This window comes from Fluviicoccus keumensis (assembly GCF_004217445.1).
Taxonomy (GTDB): domain Bacteria; phylum Pseudomonadota; class Gammaproteobacteria; order Pseudomonadales; family Moraxellaceae; genus Fluviicoccus; species Fluviicoccus keumensis.
Genome location: NZ_SHKX01000012.1, coordinates 1 through 16239 on the forward strand (window position 1 = coordinate 1; position 16239 = coordinate 16239).

The 16239-nt window shown below is 59.5% G+C and carries 15 protein-coding genes; all 15 read left to right on the forward strand.

Annotation, left to right across the window (positions count from 1 at the left end; translation table 11 throughout):
- Window positions 1-253 precede the first annotated feature (253 nt).
- The 15 genes from EV700_RS08115 to lpxB all read left to right on the forward strand — a co-directional run bounded on the left by EV700_RS08115 (window position 254) and on the right by lpxB (window position 16235).
- Complete coding sequence (locus EV700_RS08115; RefSeq protein WP_207224618.1) at window positions 254-568, forward strand: hypothetical protein; 315 nt, start codon at window positions 254-256, stop codon at window positions 566-568.
- A 158-nt stretch (window positions 569-726) separates the two neighbouring features.
- Window positions 727-2943: a DNA helicase RecQ gene (gene recQ / locus EV700_RS08120; RefSeq protein ID WP_207224619.1), complete on the forward strand. Its 2217-nt coding sequence runs from the start codon at window positions 727-729 to the stop codon at window positions 2941-2943.
- Between the two features lie 84 nt (window positions 2944-3027).
- A complete protein-coding gene (gene pyrH / locus EV700_RS08125) occupies window positions 3028-3759 on the forward strand; it encodes a UMP kinase (protein WP_130412609.1) in 732 nt (243 codons plus the stop codon).
- Between the two features lie 18 nt (window positions 3760-3777).
- Window positions 3778-4332, forward strand: coding sequence for a ribosome recycling factor (frr, locus tag EV700_RS08130; protein ID WP_130412611.1), 555 nt, complete (start codon window positions 3778-3780; stop codon window positions 4330-4332).
- Window positions 4333-4336: 4 nt separating this feature from the next.
- A complete protein-coding gene (gene uppS, locus EV700_RS08135; RefSeq protein WP_278044904.1) occupies window positions 4337-5098 on the forward strand; it encodes a polyprenyl diphosphate synthase in 762 nt (253 codons plus the stop codon).
- Window positions 5091-5903, forward strand: a complete 813-nt coding sequence (locus EV700_RS08140; protein WP_130412613.1) for a phosphatidate cytidylyltransferase — start codon at window positions 5091-5093, stop codon at window positions 5901-5903. Before uppS ends, EV700_RS08140 begins: the two co-directional genes overlap by 8 nt.
- 3 nt (window positions 5904-5906) lie before the next feature.
- Window positions 5907-7076, forward strand: a complete 1170-nt coding sequence (ispC, locus tag EV700_RS08145; protein WP_130412615.1) for a 1-deoxy-D-xylulose-5-phosphate reductoisomerase — start codon at window positions 5907-5909, stop codon at window positions 7074-7076.
- Between the two features lie 7 nt (window positions 7077-7083).
- Window positions 7084-8454 carry an RIP metalloprotease RseP gene (gene rseP, locus EV700_RS08150; RefSeq protein WP_130412617.1) on the forward strand — a complete coding sequence of 457 codons (1371 nt, stop codon included), beginning with the start codon at window positions 7084-7086 and terminating at the stop codon, window positions 8452-8454.
- A 69-nt stretch (window positions 8455-8523) separates the two neighbouring features.
- The gene (gene bamA / locus EV700_RS08155; RefSeq protein ID WP_130412619.1) at window positions 8524-10830 is read left to right on the forward strand and encodes an outer membrane protein assembly factor BamA; all 2307 of its coding nucleotides are present in this window, start codon (window positions 8524-8526) and stop codon (window positions 10828-10830) included.
- 26 nt (window positions 10831-10856) lie between these two features.
- Window positions 10857-11378, forward strand: a complete 522-nt coding sequence (locus EV700_RS08160; protein WP_130412621.1) for an OmpH/Skp family outer membrane protein — start codon at window positions 10857-10859, stop codon at window positions 11376-11378.
- Between the two features lie 18 nt (window positions 11379-11396).
- Entirely contained in the window at window positions 11397-12434 is a 1038-nt protein-coding gene (gene lpxD, locus EV700_RS08165; RefSeq protein WP_130412623.1) for a UDP-3-O-(3-hydroxymyristoyl)glucosamine N-acyltransferase, read from the forward strand.
- Between the two features lie 8 nt (window positions 12435-12442).
- Window positions 12443-12901: a 3-hydroxyacyl-ACP dehydratase FabZ gene (gene fabZ, locus EV700_RS08170; protein WP_130412625.1), complete on the forward strand. Its 459-nt coding sequence runs from the start codon at window positions 12443-12445 to the stop codon at window positions 12899-12901.
- A complete protein-coding gene (gene lpxA / locus EV700_RS08175) occupies window positions 12902-13678 on the forward strand; it encodes an acyl-ACP--UDP-N-acetylglucosamine O-acyltransferase (protein WP_130412627.1) in 777 nt (258 codons plus the stop codon).
- 96 nt (window positions 13679-13774) lie between these two features.
- Window positions 13775-15037 (forward strand): DNA adenine methylase, encoded by a 1263-nt coding sequence (locus tag EV700_RS08180; protein WP_130412629.1) that lies wholly within the window; start codon window positions 13775-13777, stop codon window positions 15035-15037.
- 31 nt (window positions 15038-15068) lie between these two features.
- Complete coding sequence (gene lpxB / locus EV700_RS08185; protein WP_130412631.1) at window positions 15069-16235, forward strand: lipid-A-disaccharide synthase; 1167 nt, start codon at window positions 15069-15071, stop codon at window positions 16233-16235.
- Window positions 16236-16239 lie beyond the last annotated feature (4 nt).

Consider the following 16239-nt stretch of genomic DNA (forward strand, 5'->3'; position numbering starts at 1 on the left):
AAAACCCTATCCGATGCTGACAAAACCGAGGAAGATTGCGATTGAAGAGATCCGGCGAAATGGCCACCCGAAAAAGCTTAAGTAAGTGCCATTCCGCTCTGGGGGTTTTTCTATAGGCATTGGGTTCCATGTTAATTATCCAGCTTGCGAAAATATATTAAATCTATTTTCATTCGTTAATCCATATTCAGTTGTTTACATTCCGCTTCGAATTTTTCTTGAATTGGATGATGTATATTGGAGAATAAAATCTTTGGCAGATGTGAATTTTGTAATGTCGAAAATTTCAGATCCATTCCTAAGGGTGGCAGACAGGTTAATGACTTTAAAGGGATTAGATGAGGTTATGAATGGTGATGGCGATACAAAAGTTCGAGATTATAGTGTTATGCGGGCTCACCAACCGCATGCTTTGGTAATTGCGAGGCTGGCCGGAAATCCAAACTTTGAAAAGCTGGCGATTGATCTGAAAAATGCGGGTAATCCAATGGGCAACGCACCCATCATGGACGAGGGATGGCCAAAACTGGTGGATTATCTGTGCAACCATGTAGCGCCCTTGGTGTAACTCTCGTGAAAAGGGCGTTCGCAAATGCTTCATATCGGGGGGCAGATGCCACCCCTCGAGCCGCTTGCCGTCCCCCCTTGTAATCCCGTCCCGCTAACCTACAATGACGCGCCGCTTCCGGGCGGCCAGCCCCCTTTCAGGAAGAAAGAAAAACAGACATGGAAAGCACCATTACCGAGCCCATCGCCGCCATGCCCGACCTTCGCACCCAAGCCCTCGACATCCTCTCCCGCACTTTCGGCTATGACGCCTTTCGCGGCAATCAGGAACAGATTGTCCTGACCCTGGCCGAAGGCCGTAACGCGCTGGTGCTGATGCCTACCGGCGGCGGCAAGAGCCTGTGTTACCAGATACCGGCATTGTTGCGCCACGGTACGGGCATTATCGTTTCACCCTTGATCGCGCTGATGAAGGATCAGGTGGATACCTTGCGTGAGTTGGGCGTGAAGGCTGCCTTCCTCAACAGCTCGCTGCCGCTGACCGAGCAGCGACAGGTGGAGCAGGCCTTGCTGGCCGGGCAGCTGGACATGTTGTATGTGGCTCCGGAACGCTTGCTGACGGAAGGTTTTCTGGACTTGCTGGGTCGCGTCACTCCGGCCTTGTTCGCCATTGACGAGGCGCATTGCGTCAGTCAGTGGGGCCATGATTTCCGGCCGGAATACCAGAAACTGGGCCTGCTGGCCGACCGCTTTCCGCACATTCCCCGCATCGCCCTGACCGCGACCGCCGACGAGCGCACCCGCCGCGACATGATCGCCGTGTTGCAGCTGGATGATGCGCCGGTGTTCCTGTCCAGTTTCGACCGCCCCAACATCCGCTACACCATTGTCGAGAAGGATAACGGCCGCAAGCAGTTGTATGACTTCATCCGCTGCCAGCCCGAAGGGTCGGCTGGCATCATTTATTGCCTGTCGCGCAAGCGGGTGGAGGAGACGGCGGAATTCCTGCGCGGCAAGGGGCTGCCGGCGTTGGCCTATCATGCCGGTCTGGCGGCGGCGGAGCGCGAGCGGGTGCAGGATGAGTTCCTGTTGCAGGAAGGCCGCATTGTCTGCGCGACGGTGGCCTTCGGCATGGGCATCGACAAGCCGAACGTGCGTTTCGTGGCGCATCTGGATTTGCCGAAGTCGCTGGAAGGCTACTATCAGGAAACCGGCCGCGCCGGGCGTGACGGTCTGCCATCCGAGGCGTGGATGAGCTATGGCCTGCAGGATATCGTGCAGGTGCGGCGCATGCTGGCGACCTCGGAAGCGCCGGTGGAAGTGAAGCGGATTGAGTCGCGCAAGCTGGATGCGCTGCTGGCCTATTGCGAAACGGCGACCTGCCGGCGACAGGTGTTGCTGGCCTATTTCGGCGAGTCGCTGCCGCAACCGTGCGGCAACTGCGACATCTGCAGCGATCCGCCCCGCACTTGGGACGCCACCGTGGCGGCGCAGAAACTGCTGTCGGCGGCCATCCGCACCGGCAATCGTTTTGGCGCGGCGCACCTGATTGATGTGCTGCTGGGCAATGACACCGACAAGATCCGCCAGTTCGGCCATCAGGCGCTGCCCACCTTCGGCAAGGGCCAGGACTTGTCGGAGGCGGCCTGGCGCAATGTGGCGCGGCAACTGGTGGCTTTGGGCTATCTGCTGCCGGACGATGAGGGCTATGGTGGGTTGATGGCCGGGGAGCAGGCGCGCGCCTTGCTGAAGGGGGAGGTGAGCCTGCACTTGCGCGAGCTGGCGACGCCAAAGCCGAAGTCTTCGCGCAAGGATCGCACCCAAGCGGCGGTCAGCGATTTGCCGCCCGAGGTACAGCGCCGCTTTGACGCCCTGCGGGTGCTGCGTCTTTCGCTGGCTCAGGGACAGAAGGTGCCACCTTATGTCATTTTCAACGATGCCACCCTGCGTGAAATGGCGGTTTGCGACCCCACGTCCATGATGGAGCTGCTGGAAATCAGCGGCGTCGGCGAGCAGAAGCTGGCCCGGTACGGTCAGTTGTTTCTGGACCGTCTGGCCGAGGTGCGCGATCTGGCTCCCGGTGAAAGCCACGGATTTGCCGAGCCGGAGCCGCTGGACGAAAAAGTGGACACGGTGCAGGCGACGCTGGAACTGGTGGAACAGCATCTGGACCGCGAGGAAATCGCCCGCCGTCGCGGTTTGTCCGAGGACACCATTTCCGGTCATCTGCTGAAGCTGTATCAGGCGGGCAAGATCGGCAGGCGCGACCTGCTCTATGTCTCGGAAGGCGAAGTGGGGGAGATTGCCGCCGCCGCCCGGGAACTTGGCCTGTCGCCGGGCAAACCGGCCAGCCGCGAGCTGAAGGAAACGCTGGGCAACCGCTTTTCCTACGGCGACCTGAATGCCGCCCTGTGGCTGAGCGCCAACGCACGCTAAGCGCGTAACCCGTTTCAGGCGGGGGCCGCTTTCTGCTAACATGCAGCCCCCAAGCGTCCCTGCCACGAACAAAGGAGTTCTCCCATGACCGAGCGTCGTCCCGCGTACCAACGCATCCTGCTCAAACTTTCGGGAGAGGCCCTGGCCGGTGACGCGGATATGGGCATCGACCCGCGCGTGCTGAACCGCATGGCGCTGGAAGTCGGCCAGCTGGTCGGCATCGGCGTGCAGATCGGCATCGTCCTTGGCGGCGGCAATATTTTCCGCGGCGCGGAGTTGCAGGCCAATGGCCTGGACCGCGTGGCGGGCGACCACATGGGCATGCTGGCCACCGTCATGAACGGTCTGGCCCTGCGCGACGCCATGGAGCGCAACAACATCCGCACCCGCATCCTGTCGGCCATTCCGATGAGCGGCATCGTGGATCATTATGACCGTCGCGCCGCCATTCGTGCGCTGCAAAGCGGGGATGTCTGCATCTTCGTCGGCGGCACCGGCAACCCCTTCTTCACCACCGACACCGCCGCAACCCTGCGCGGTATCGAAATTCAGGCCGACGTAGTGCTGAAAGCTACCAAGGTCGATGGCGTTTACGATTCCGATCCGTTCAAGAACCCGGAAGCCGTCAAATATGATTACCTGACCTTCGACGAAGCGCTGGAAAAGAAACTGGGCGTGATGGATCTGACCGCCATCTGCCTGTGCCGCGACCAGAAAATGCCGCTGCGCGTCTTCAACATGAACAAGCCGGGTGCTTTGCTCAGCCTGCTGATGGGCGATGCCGAAGGCACGCTGCTCGGCAACAAGCCCCGTTAAGGAATCCGGAGAAAAACCATGATCAACGATTTGAAAAAAGATTGCGAAACCCGCATGCGCAAGAGCCTGGAGTCCATGGAACAGGCCTTCGGCAAAGTGCGTACCGGCCGCGCCCACCCGTCCATCCTCAAGGATGTCATGGTGCCGTACTACGGCTCGGACGTACCGCTGCTGCAAGTGGCCAACGTGTCGGTGGATGACTCGCGCACGCTGCTGATCCAGCCCTACGAGCGCACCATGGTCGGTGCCATCGACAAGGCCATCCGCAACAGCGATCTGGGCCTGAACCCCATTTCCGCCGACGTCATCCGCGTGCCGCTGCCCGCGCTGACGGAAGAAACCCGCCGCAACATGCAGAAGGTGGCCCGCGCCGAAGCCGAGAACGCCAAGGTCGCCATCCGCAATATCCGTCGCGATGTGCTGGCCGATATCAAGGAACTGCAAAAGGAAAAGGAAATCTCTGAAGACGACGAGCGCAAGGCTGGTGAAGACATACAAAAAATCACCGACAAGTTCGTGACGGAAGTCGACAAGCATCTGGCGGCCAAAGAAGCCGAACTGATGCAGGTCTGAACCGGTGAGCGCCGCTCCGGATATCGACAGCACCGCTGGCGGGGCCTTGCCCCGCCATGTCGCCATCATCATGGATGGCAATAACCGCTGGGCGAAGAAGCGCCTGCTGCCCGGCGGCGCGGGTCACAAGGCGGGTGAGTCCGCCCTGCACAGGATTGTCGAGCACGCCGCCCGGCGCGATGTCGAGGTGCTGACGGTTTTTGCCTTCTCCAGCGAGAACTGGCGGCGGCCGGAAAATGAAGTCACCCTGTTGATGAAGCTGTTTCTTCATGCGCTGGAGAAACAGGTGGCTGATCTGCACGCGCACAATATCCGAATCCGTTTCATCGGCGACCTTTCGCAATTCGCCCCGGTTTTGCAGGACGCCATGCGGGCCGGGATGCTGAAGACCGCCGCCAATACCGGCATGACCCTGGTGATCGCCGTCAGTTACGGAGGGCAGTGGGACATGGCCAACGCGGCCCGCGAGCTGGCCTTGCAGGTGCAGGCCGGAACCTTGCGCGCCGAGGACATTGACACCGACAGGATGCAGCAGCATGTGCAGATGGCGGATCTGCCGCCGGTGGATCTGCTCATCCGCACCGGCGGTGAGTTGCGTATCAGCAACTTCGTGCTGTGGCAGGCGGCTTACGCCGAATTCTATTTTTCCGAAAAACTTTGGCCCGATTTCGATCCCGCCTCGCTGGATGCGGCGTTCGCGGAATACGCCGGGCGGCAACGCCGGTTCGGCCGCACCAGTGCACAGGTAGAAAACAGACATGCTTAAGGAACGCATCATCACGGCGCTGATTCTGCTGCCCATCGTTTTGTGGTGTGTCTTTGGCGCGCAGGGCTCCAATGCCTTCATGGCTTTTGCCGGAGCCTTGGTCCTGGTTGGCGCGTGGGAATGGACGGCCCTGATGAAGGTGGTGAATCCGGTTGGCCGCGCCGCCTTCGTGGCGCTAGTGGCGGCGGGTGTCGTCGCCATGAGCCTGCCCGCGCTGGCCAGCCTGCGTACGCCGCTGTATGCCGCTTCTGCCGTCTTCTGGCTGATCGCCGTACGCATGGTGATCTGGTATCCCGACTCCGCCCGCTGGTGGGCCAAGGGCATCGTGCTGCTGCCGATGGGGCTCATCCTGCTGGTGCCGGCCTGGTCCGGGCTGGTTGGCCTGCATCAGGTTTCCCCATGGTGGCTGATGTACCTGTTCCTGCTGGTCTGGGGCGCCGACACCGGGGCCTACTTCACCGGCCGCGCTTTCGGCAAGCGCAAGCTGGCGCCTGCCGTCAGTCCCGGTAAAACCATCGAGGGCATGCTGGGCGGCTTGGCGCTGACCACCGTCATCATGCTGGCGGTCGGTTTCTACCGGGAATTGCCGCTCATCCGTTTTGTCGCATTCGGAGGGTTGTCGGTACTGACGGTCTTCGCCTCGGTGCTGGGGGATTTGCTGGAGTCGATGGTAAAACGTCAGGCGGGGGTCAAGGATTCCGGCAATATTTTCCCGGGTCACGGCGGCGCGCTCGATCGCATTGACAGCCTGACCGCCGCCGCGCCTGTGTTCGCGCTGGGCTGGCTGCTCTCCGGAGGCTTCTGATCCATGCAAGGGATCACGGTTCTGGGGGCCACCGGCTCCATCGGGCTCAGCACGCTGGATGTCATCGGCCGTCATCCGGACCGCTATGAGGTTTTTGCGCTGACCGCCCATTCGCGTATCGACGAGCTGGCGGCCCTGTGTGACCGTTTCAATCCGCGTTACGCCGTGGTGCGCTGCCCGGACGATATCGCCCGCCTGCAAGCCCGACTGACGACTCGGGCAACGGAGGTTCTGGCCGGCCAGGACGCCCTGGAAGCGGTGGCCTCCCATAGTGATTGTGATACGGTCATGGCGGCGATTGTCGGCGCGGCAGGGCTGCTGCCGACGCTGGCCGCCGTCCGCGCGGGCAAACGCGTGTTGCTCGCCAACAAGGAAGCCCTGGTCATGGCCGGGGCGTTGTTCATGGAGGCGGTTCGCGGTCACGGCGCAACCCTGTTGCCGATCGACTCCGAACACAACGCCATCTTCCAGTGCCTGCCTTCAGGAATGGCCGGGCTGGAGCGGGGCGGGGTGGAGAAAATCCTGCTTACCGCCTCAGGTGGCCCTTTCCGCACGTTCACGCCCGCCCAATTGGCGGATGTGACGCCCGATCAGGCCTGCAAGCATCCGAACTGGAGCATGGGCCGCAAGATTTCGGTGGATTCTGCCACCCTGATGAACAAGGGGCTGGAATTCATTGAGGCCTGCTGGCTGTTTGACGCCCGGCCGGATCAGATCGAAATCCTGGTGCATCCGCAAAGCATCATCCACTCCCTGGTGCAGTATGTGGACGGCTCGACGCTGGCGCAGCTGGGCAATCCTGACATGCGCACGCCCATCGCCCATGCGCTGGCATGGCCGGAGCGTATTGCCGCCGGTGTACCCAGGCTGGATCTGACCCGACATGCGCTTGATTTCCAGGCGCCTGATGAGGCCCGCTTTCCCTGCCTGCGTCTGGCCCGGCAGGCGATGTCCGCCGGCGGAACCGCCCCGGCGGTGCTGAATGCCGCCAACGAGGTCGCCGTAGCCGCTTTTCTGGAGGGTGAAATCCCGTTTACGGCCATTCCCGGCGTGATTGACCGGGTGCTTACACAATTGCCAATGAGTCAGGCCGCCAATCTGGACACAATCCTCGACGCTGACCGTGCCGCCCGTGAAGCGGCGCGCGCCAGTCTCCCCTTGTGTCGAAAGTGACGGGTTTATGGACATTCTGCATATCCTGCTGGCCGCCATCATTGTCCTTGGACCGCTGATCGCGATCCATGAGTTTGGCCATTTCTGGGTTGCGCGACGGCTGGGCGTGAAGGTGCTGGCCTATTCCATCGGTTTCGGCCCCGCGTTGTGGTCCCGCAAGAGCCAGGACGGCACCGAATACCGCATCGCCGCCATTCCGCTGGGCGGTTACGTCAAGATGGCCGATGAGCGCGAGGGGGAGGTGCCGGAAGCCGACATTCCCCGCGCCTTCAACCGCCAGCCGGTGTTGGCGCGCATGGCGATTGTCGCCGCAGGCCCCCTCATCAATCTGGCTTTCGCCGTTTTCCTCTTCTGGATCCTGTTCATGCAGGGGGTTGAAACCCTGCGTACTGTCGTGGGCGTGGTCAAACCGAATTCGCCCGCCGCTGTGGCCGGACTGCAAAGCGGTGATGAGATTTTGCGTATAGACGGTCGCCAGACTCCCGATTGGGAAAGCGTGACTTACGCCCTTGTGGACCGCATGGGCGAATCCGGCAAGATCGTCCTGACCGTCAAGCCCGCCGGAGCCGTTGCGCCGTCGCGCGACGTAGCGGTGCAGGTGGAAAAATACCTCAAGGTCGCCGGTGATGACCCGCTGCGTTCGCTGGGTTTCCTGCCGTACCAACCCATACTGCAGCCGGTAATCGGGGATGTGAAGCCCGGTGGCCCGGCCGATACCCAGGGCATGAAGGCCGGGGATCGCGTCCGGACGGCGGACGGCAAGCCGATCGCTACCTGGCAGGAATTCGTTGATGTCGTTCGGACGCATCCCGAGAAGCCGTTCGCAGCAGAGGTGGTCCGCACGGGTGGCACCGTGGTGGCGTTAAACCTGACTCCGCGCGCGCAGAAGGATGAACTCGGCGTGCGCGAGGGCAAGCTGGATATCGGCGTCAGCGAGCAGAAGATTGATTTCCCCCCCGCGTATCTGCAGCGTCAGGACTACGGTCCGGTTGCCGCACTGGTCCAGGCTTCCCGCAAGACCTGGAGCCTGATCGACATGACCCTGGCCTCCTTGGGCAAGATGGTGGTCGGTCTGGTCGGTCTGGATAACCTGAGCGGTCCCATCACGATTGCCAAGGTGGCCGGTCATTCCGCCAGCATCGGCTGGGAAGCGTTGATCGGTTTCATGGCGCTGCTGAGCGTCAGTCTGGGTGTGCTGAACCTGCTGCCGATCCCGGTGCTGGATGGCGGCCACCTGGTTTTTTACGCCATTGAAGGCGTGCTGGGCAAGCCATTGCCCGAGCAGGTGCAGGAGTGGGGCGTCAAGGCTGGTGTGGCCATCATGGGCAGCCTGATGCTGCTGGCCATTTTCAATGATCTGGTGCGTCAGTTCGGCTGACCGGAATATTACTCACAGTGTTCCGGGCGTCCTGCCGGAGCGGAACCGGGCACGGGGATTGAATCTTTTATGTTAAAGCGGTTGTCTACTCTGGCGATGGGATTGCTGCTGGGTTCGGCGGGCTGGGCGGCGGACATGGATGCTGACAGCTTCACTATTCGCGATATACGTCTGGAAGGACTGATGCGGGTTTCTCCCGCCAGCGTCTATGCCCAGTTGCCCTTGGCCAGCGGCGACAAGATTTCGGGCGATCGTGTTTCGGACGCGGTGCGCAGCCTGTTCGGCACCGGCAATTTCGAAGATGTGGCGGTTGAACGGGATGGCGATGTCCTGGTGTTCCGGCTGACCGAGCGTCCGGCCATTACCGACGTCAAGCTGGAAGGCAACAAGGCCATTGACACCGACACCCTGATGGACGCCCTCAAAAAGGCCGGGCTGACCGAAGGCGAGGTGTTCCGCCGTTCGACCATGGATCATATCCGTAGCGAGCTGGAGCGCCAGTACATGGGGCAGGGCCGCTACGATGCGACCATCAAGGTTGATGCCGTACCAAAGCCGCGTAATCGGGTCGGATTGCATATCCAGATATCGGAGGGCACGCCCGCCCGTATCCGCGCCATCAATTTTGTCGGCAACCGGATATACAGCGACAAGGAGCTGGCGGGCCTGTTCCAGTCGCGCTCCAGCCACGTGACCTCATTTTTCAAGGGTGATGACAAATACTCCCGTGAACGCCTGAACGGGGACATTGAAACCCTGCGCTCCTGGTACCTGGATCACGGCTATATCAACGCCGCGATCACCTCAACGCAGGTCACGCTCAGCCCGGACAAGCGGGATGTCTACATCGACGTCAACATCAACGAAGGCGAAAAGTACACTTTTGGCGAAGCCAAACTGATGGGTGAGTTTCCGGTTGATGAAAAGGAGCTGCGCAAGCTGCTCCTGATCAAGCCTGGCGAATTCTTCTCACAGCAACGGGTCACCACCTCGGTCAAACTGCTGTCCAGCCGCCTTGGCAATGACGGGTACCTGTTTGCGGATATCAACCCGGTTCCCGATATTGATGAAAAGACACGTACGGTTAACCTGAGTTTCTTCATCAATCCCGGCAAACCGACCTTTGTCCGCCGTATCTCCTTTCAGGGCAACCAGAAGACTGATGATGTGGTGCTGCGCCGTGAGATGCGTCAGTTCGAAGGCTCGTTGGCCGCCTCGGATAAGCTGGACCTGTCAAAGCTACGTCTGCAGCGGCTGGGCTATTTCAAGGAAGTGGCGCTGGAGACGCCGCGTGTTCCGAACACGGCTGATCAGGTCGATGTCAATGTCCACGTCGAGGAACAGCCCTCCGGCACGCTTTCAGCCAGTGTCGGTTACTCCCAGGGCGCCGGTCTTATTTTCACGTTCAGTGTCAGCCAGAACAACTTCTTCGGTACGGGTAACAAGGTGGCGGTGAACCTTAACCGCTCGGACACCAGTGATGCCTACAATCTTTCCTTTGTAGATCCGTACTTTACGCAGGACGGCATCAGCCGCGGATACAACCTCTATTACCGTAAAACCAAGTTTGACAATCTCAACGTCAGCAAATACGTCACCGATGCCAAGGGCGGCAATATCAGCTTCAGCTATCCGATTGATGAAATCCGCAGCATTAGCCTTGCCTTGGGACTGGATCAGACGGATATTACGACCGGGACCTACGCGTCGCAGCTGGTGCAGGATTTTGTCAAGGCCAACGGGAACAGCATTTCTTCTTATACCGGCACCCTGGCCTGGAATTACAGTACGTTGAACCGCGGCGTCTTTGCCGACAAGGGCGCGGCCCAGCGGCTGGCTCTGGATGTGGCGATCCCGGGGAGTGATGTCAATTATTTCAAGCTGAGCTACAGCGGCCAGCTTTTCATTCCGATCAATAACGATTTTACGGTCCGCTTGAGGACCGATCTTGGCTACGGTTACCACTTACCGTTTTACAAGAACTTCTTCGCGGGCGGTTACGGCTCTGTCCGCGGTTACCGGGATAACCGTCTCGGACCGCGCAGCCCTTCGCCCGCTTATGTTGTTGACCCGGATCCTGAATATGTAGGCGGGAATATCCTGGTTGAAAACAGCGCCGAGCTGATTGTGCCGACGCCGTTCGCCAAGGATAACCGCCAGTTGCGCACCGTATTTTTTGTGGACTCGGGGATGGCGTACCACACCGAGCTTCCCGGCTACGGGTTTGATCCCGGGACCATTCGCTATACAACCGGTATTTCCCTTGCCTGGTTGACGGCGATCGGTCCATTGTCCTTCAGTTTGTCCCGTCCCCTGAACAAGGTGGACGGGGATGAAACACAGGCATTTCAGTTTACAATCGGCCAGTCGCTCTGAACTGGTTTTAATGAGGAGAGAGGGTTATGCGTTCAATCAAGGCAGTGACGGCGTTGGTGTTGGGCATGGCCGCTGCGGTTTCCCATGCCGGCGGTGTTGCGGTTGCGGATAGCCAGGCGGCGATTATGTCGACTGATTACGCCAAGAAGACATTTGAAAAACTCAACAATGATCTGAAGCCCCAGCGCGATCGTTTGGACCAGTTGCGCAAGGAGCTTTCCGGCATCGAGGAAAAGTTCCAGAAGAACGGGTCGATCATGAGCGCGAAAGAGAAGACGGATCTTCAGAATACCGCCCGTCAAAAGCTGGATGAGTTCAACAACCTGGCCCAGGCGCTGCAAAAGCGGGCTCAGGATGTGCAGCAGGAGATGGTTCAGAAGATGCTGCCCAAAATGGAAACTGCCGTGGACGAAATTCGTCAGGCTGCGAACGTCGATATCATTATCGAGCGCAAGAACGTCATTTGGTCCGAGCCGGCAACCGACCTGACCAAAAAGATTACCGAAAAGCTGAATGCCGCGATGAATGCGCCCGGTGCCGCCAAGTAACCGGGAGGAGCGGATACCATGAAACGCTGGACACTGGCTGAGCTGGCCAAAGAGACCGGAGCGCAGCTCCGGGGTAATGCCGATCTCATGATTACCGGTTTGGCAACCTTGCGCAGCGCGGGTCCAGAGCAGCTGAGTTTCCTGGCTAATCCGCTTTACCGCTCCGCCCTGGCCGTCACCGGCGCCGGGGCGGTCATCCTTCGCGAGGAGGATGCGGCTGATTTTGACGGCAACGCCCTGATTGCCGCCAATCCCTACGCCGTTTACGCCGCACTGACGCACCACTTTGACCGGACGCCGCGCCGGGAGCCCGGTATTCATGCCTCGGCCGTCGTGGATCCGGATGCAGTGATTGATCCTTCGGCCGTTATCGGTGCGAGGGCCGTGATTGAGTCCGGGGCCGTGATCGGCCCGGCTTGCGTGATCGAGCCGGGTGCGTTTATCGGCGCCCGGGTTTCGCTGGGACAGGGGTGCCATGTCCGCGCCAATGCCGTGATTCATCATGATTGTGTCCTGGGCAACCGGGTTGTGATTCATTCCGGCGCGGTGATTGGCGATGACGGCTTCGGTTTTGCGCCCGCCAATGGCCGATGGAACAAGATTGCCCAGATCGGCCGGGTCGTGATCCATGACGACGCGGATATCGGCGCCAACACCACGATTGACCGGGGTGCCCTGGATGATACGGTGATTCATCAAGGGGTAATCATTGATAACCTGGTCATGATCGCCCACAATGTGGAAGTCGGAGCGCATACCGCGATTGCCGGTTGTTGCGGCATATCGGGAAGTACTAAAATCGGTTCCTGGTGCGTTCTGGCCGGGGGTGTCGGGCTTGTGGGTCACATTGAAGTCTGTGACAAGGTCCATATCACCGGCATGACCATGGTCACCAAGTCAATTACCAAACCAGGCAGCTACTCTTCCGGAACGGCGTTTGATACGACGGATAACTGGAAGAAGATGGCGGTTCGACTGAAGAAACTGGATGAGACGACACGACGTTTGCGCGAGTTGGAGGGGCTTGTGCAGCAGTTAACCTCGAAAACTGATTGAGAGCCCAGATGACGGATAACGTGCAACTCCCCATATACATCCAGTCCATTAGGGAATACCTGCCTCACAGGTATCCTTTTTTGCTGGTGGACAGAGTCACCGCCCTGGAAGTGGGCAAAAGTATTACCGGATACAAGAACCTCACGATCAATGAGGAGTTTTTTAACGGACATTTCCCGGAAAAGCCGATCATGCCGGGAGTGCTGATTGTCGAGGCCATGGCGCAGGTTGCCGGTGTCCTGGGTTTCGTGACCACGGGAAAGCGTCCGGCGGATGGATACATCTACCTGTTCGTGGGCGCCGACAATGTCCGTTTCAAGCGTCAGGTAGTGCCCGGCGATACGCTGGTCCTGCATGCCGAACTGGTTACAAGCAAACGCCATATCTATAAATTTGCCTGCCGCGCCATGGTAGGTGACGAACTTGCCGCCAGCGCTGAAATTCTGGTGGCCGAGCAGGTAATGTAAATGCAGATTCACCCAACCGCGTTAGTGGATAGTCAGGCCAGGATTGCCGAAGGGGTCATCATTCACCCTTACACCATCATTGGTCCTGATGTTGAAATTGGCGCCGGGTGTGAGATTGGCCCGCATGTTGTCGTGAAGGGTCCGACCGTAATGGGCCGGAACAATCGCGTTTTCCAATTCTGCTCGATTGGCGAAGACTGCCAGGACAAGAAGTACAAGGGGGAAGTCACCCGCCTTGAGATCGGTGACGATAATGTGTTTCGCGAAGCCTGTACCGTGCATCGCGGCACCATTCAGGACGAATCAGTCACCCGTATCGGCAGCCGCAACCTGTTCATGGTGAACTCGCATGTTGCCCATGACTGCGTGGTTGGCGATGACTGTATCTTTGCCAATAATGTCGGCATTGCCGGCCATGTGAAGGTGGGTAACAGCGTCATCATCGGCGGTAATTCGGGTATCCATCAGTTCTGCGTGCTGTCCTCCTACAGCATGGTTGGCGGCGGCAGCCTGATTCTCAAGGATGTCCCGGCCTTTGTGATGGTTTCGGGTAATCCCGCCCAGGCGGCCGGCATGAACTTCGAAGGCATGCGCCGCCGCGGCTGGACCAGTGAGACGATCAACAACCTGAAGCGCGCCTACAAGATTGTTTACCGCCAGAGCCTGACCATGGATGAAGCGATTCGCCAGCTGGAGCAGGATTTGTTGCCGGTTTGCCCGGAAGTCGGTCTGTTGATTGACTCCCTGAAATCTTCCAGTCGCGGAATCACGCGCTAAACGGTATAGTCTGTTTTCATTCGCCTGCCGGTCTCGCCGCGCAGGCTGTTTTGCGTTCCGGTTTTCCGGATCGATTCGTTCAGCCGGGCCAGGTCCATGTTCCAGTACCAGAAAGATAGTCATGCCGCCGCCTGGACTCAGGACTACGTTTTCCAGCAACTGATTCCCTACATTGGCAACAAGCGCAAATTGCTGGGCTTGTTGCAACAGTCGATTGAATACACCGAAGTCGATCCCGCCAAGGCGACGTTCCTGGATCTGTTCGCCGGTTCCGGCGTAGTGGCCCGCATGGCCAAGCGCTTGGGGTTCCGGGTTATCGCCAATGACTGGGAGCCTTATGCCTTTGACATCAATGCCTGCCATGTCGGTTGCAACCGCGCCCCGGAATTCCGTGAGCTGGGAGGCTATGAAAGCGCACTGGCCTGGCTGAACAGTCTGGAGCCTCGGGAAGACTGGATTACCCGTCATTTGTGCCCGGATGACGATATCGAATTCGATGTCAGTCGCGACCGGATGTTCTATACCCGCGCCAACGGCATGCGCATGGATGCCATGCGCGACCAGATAGAGCTTTGGGATCATCAGGGCCTGCTGACGACGGCGGAAAAGTCCTGCCTGCTGGCCCCCTTGCTGTATCAGGCCAGCTATACCAGCAATACCAGCGGTGTATTCAAGGCTTTCCATCGCGGCTGGGGCGGCCAGACCGGAACCGCCCTGTACCGGATCTTGTCCGAGATAGAGTTGAAGCCGGCATTGTTCTGCGACAATGGCCAGGATAACGAGGTGTATCAGCTGGATTGCCACCAGCTGGTGCAATATCTGGCTTCTGAGCAGATACTGGTCGATATCGCTTATCTGGATCCGCCCTATAACCAGCATCCCTATGGCAGCAATTATCACGTGCTCAACAGCCTGTCGTTGTGGGACAAGCCGACCGTGACCCCCAAGATCGAGGGCCGCAACAAGTCGGCCATCCGGGACGACTGGCGCACCGAACGCCGCAGCGCCTACAACTATCGCAGCGAAGCCTGGCGCGCCTATGCGGCGATGATGGACGTGATGGAGGCCCGTTATATCCTCACCAGTTACAGCACGGATGGCATGATTCCGCTGGAAGGGATGGTGTCGACCTGCATCGACAAGGGGCATACCGAAGTTTTCTGCCGCCCCTACAAACGTTATCGCGTCAGTTCGCAGCGCTTTTCCGCGAAGCCGATCAATGTGGAGTTCGTGCTGCTGGTCGACAGTCGCCGCCGTCACCGTGGGGGCAGCGTCGAGGCGTTATGCGATCGCATCCGTCATGCCGAAGCCACGGCCTTGATGGCTCATCCCGAGTCCGCTTTTGAACTGGTGGGTTGAACCCGCCCCCGACAGGGAGTCCTGAATCACCATGCACCCGTTACCACCCAAGCCAGTTTTCGGCATCGTGGCCGGTGAGGTTTCCGGCGATACCCTTGGCGCAGGATTGATCCGCGCGTTGAAAAAACGCTATCCCGGTGCCCGCTTTGTCGGTATCTGCGGTCCGCAAATGCTGGAAGCGGGCGGAGAAAGCTGGTTCCCCATGGAGCGTTTGTCCGTGATGGGACTGGTGGAGGTGCTGGGGCGGATTCGTGAACTCTTCGCCATCCGTGACGAACTGCAACGTCGTTTCATCGATGAAAAGATAGACTGCTTTATCGGCATAGACGCCCCGGATTTCAATCTGCGGCTGGCGCCGGCCCTGAAAGTTGCAGATATTCCTACCGTGCATTATGTCAGCCCTTCCGTGTGGGCCTGGCGGCAGGGACGGATTCACAAGATCAAGGCTTCGGTAGACCTGATGCTGTGCCTGCTGCCTTTTGAAAAGGCCTTTTACGACCAGCATGACCTGAAGGCGGTGTTTGTCGGTCATCCGCTGGCGGACAGCCTGCCGCTGGAGCACGATGTCAGCCTTGCCAGGCAGCAACTGGGTCTCCCGGTGAACGGACAGGTAATTGCCCTGCTGCCCGGCAGCCGCGGCGGCGAGGTCAGCCGTATCGCGCCTGTTCTGTTCGAAGCGGCCAAGAAGCTGACGGCTCAGTATCCGGATGCGCTCTTCATCATTCCGGCCATCAACAGCTTCCGTCGCGAGCAGATCAGCGTCTTGCTGGCGCAGTCAGGATTGCAGGCGCGCATTGTCGATGAGCGTTTTGGCGCCGGGGTGGGGCGGTTGGCGATGGGCGCCGCCGATCTGGTCATCATGGCCTCCGGCACGGCGACGCTGGAAGCGATGCTGCTGAAACGGGCGATGGTCGTGATCTACAAGCTGCACTGGCTGACCTATCTGATTGCCCGGCTGCTGGTGCACTCACGCTACTTCAGCCTGCCCAACCTGTTGGCGGGAGAAACGCTGGTGCCGGAGCTGCTGCAGGGCGCCGCCAGCCCGGAGGGAATCAGCGCGGCGGCGCGGCAATGGCTGGATGACCGGGATTATCGCGAGAGCCGGCTGCACCGTTTTGCCGATATCCATCGTCAGCTTCAGGTCAACGGCAGTGAAACCGGTGCCGAAGCCATTCAACAATTACTGGAGAGCCGATAACGTG

Excerpts from the sequence above, each read along its gene's own strand:
- fabZ (WP_130412625.1), top strand. The coding sequence starts at position 12,443 with ATGACGGATAACGTGCAACTCCCCATATACATCCAGTCCATTAGGGAA.
- bamA (WP_130412619.1), top strand. The coding sequence starts at position 8,524 with ATGTTAAAGCGGTTGTCTACTCTGGCGATGGGATTGCTGCTGGGTTCG.
- frr (WP_130412611.1), top strand. The coding sequence starts at position 3,778 with ATGATCAACGATTTGAAAAAAGATTGCGAAACCCGCATGCGCAAGAGC.
- lpxA (WP_130412627.1), top strand. The coding sequence starts at position 12,902 with ATGCAGATTCACCCAACCGCGTTAGTGGATAGTCAGGCCAGGATTGCC.
- ispC (WP_130412615.1), top strand. The coding sequence starts at position 5,907 with ATGCAAGGGATCACGGTTCTGGGGGCCACCGGCTCCATCGGGCTCAGC.
- EV700_RS08180 (WP_130412629.1), top strand. The coding sequence starts at position 13,775 with ATGTTCCAGTACCAGAAAGATAGTCATGCCGCCGCCTGGACTCAGGAC.
- recQ (WP_207224619.1), top strand. The coding sequence starts at position 727 with ATGGAAAGCACCATTACCGAGCCCATCGCCGCCATGCCCGACCTTCGC.
- rseP (WP_130412617.1), top strand. The coding sequence starts at position 7,084 with ATGGACATTCTGCATATCCTGCTGGCCGCCATCATTGTCCTTGGACCG.
- EV700_RS08140 (WP_130412613.1), top strand. The coding sequence starts at position 5,091 with ATGCTTAAGGAACGCATCATCACGGCGCTGATTCTGCTGCCCATCGTT.
- lpxB (WP_130412631.1), top strand. The coding sequence starts at position 15,069 with ATGCACCCGTTACCACCCAAGCCAGTTTTCGGCATCGTGGCCGGTGAG.
- lpxD (WP_130412623.1), top strand. The coding sequence starts at position 11,397 with ATGAAACGCTGGACACTGGCTGAGCTGGCCAAAGAGACCGGAGCGCAG.
- pyrH (WP_130412609.1), top strand. The coding sequence starts at position 3,028 with ATGACCGAGCGTCGTCCCGCGTACCAACGCATCCTGCTCAAACTTTCG.
- EV700_RS08160 (WP_130412621.1), top strand. The coding sequence starts at position 10,857 with ATGCGTTCAATCAAGGCAGTGACGGCGTTGGTGTTGGGCATGGCCGCT.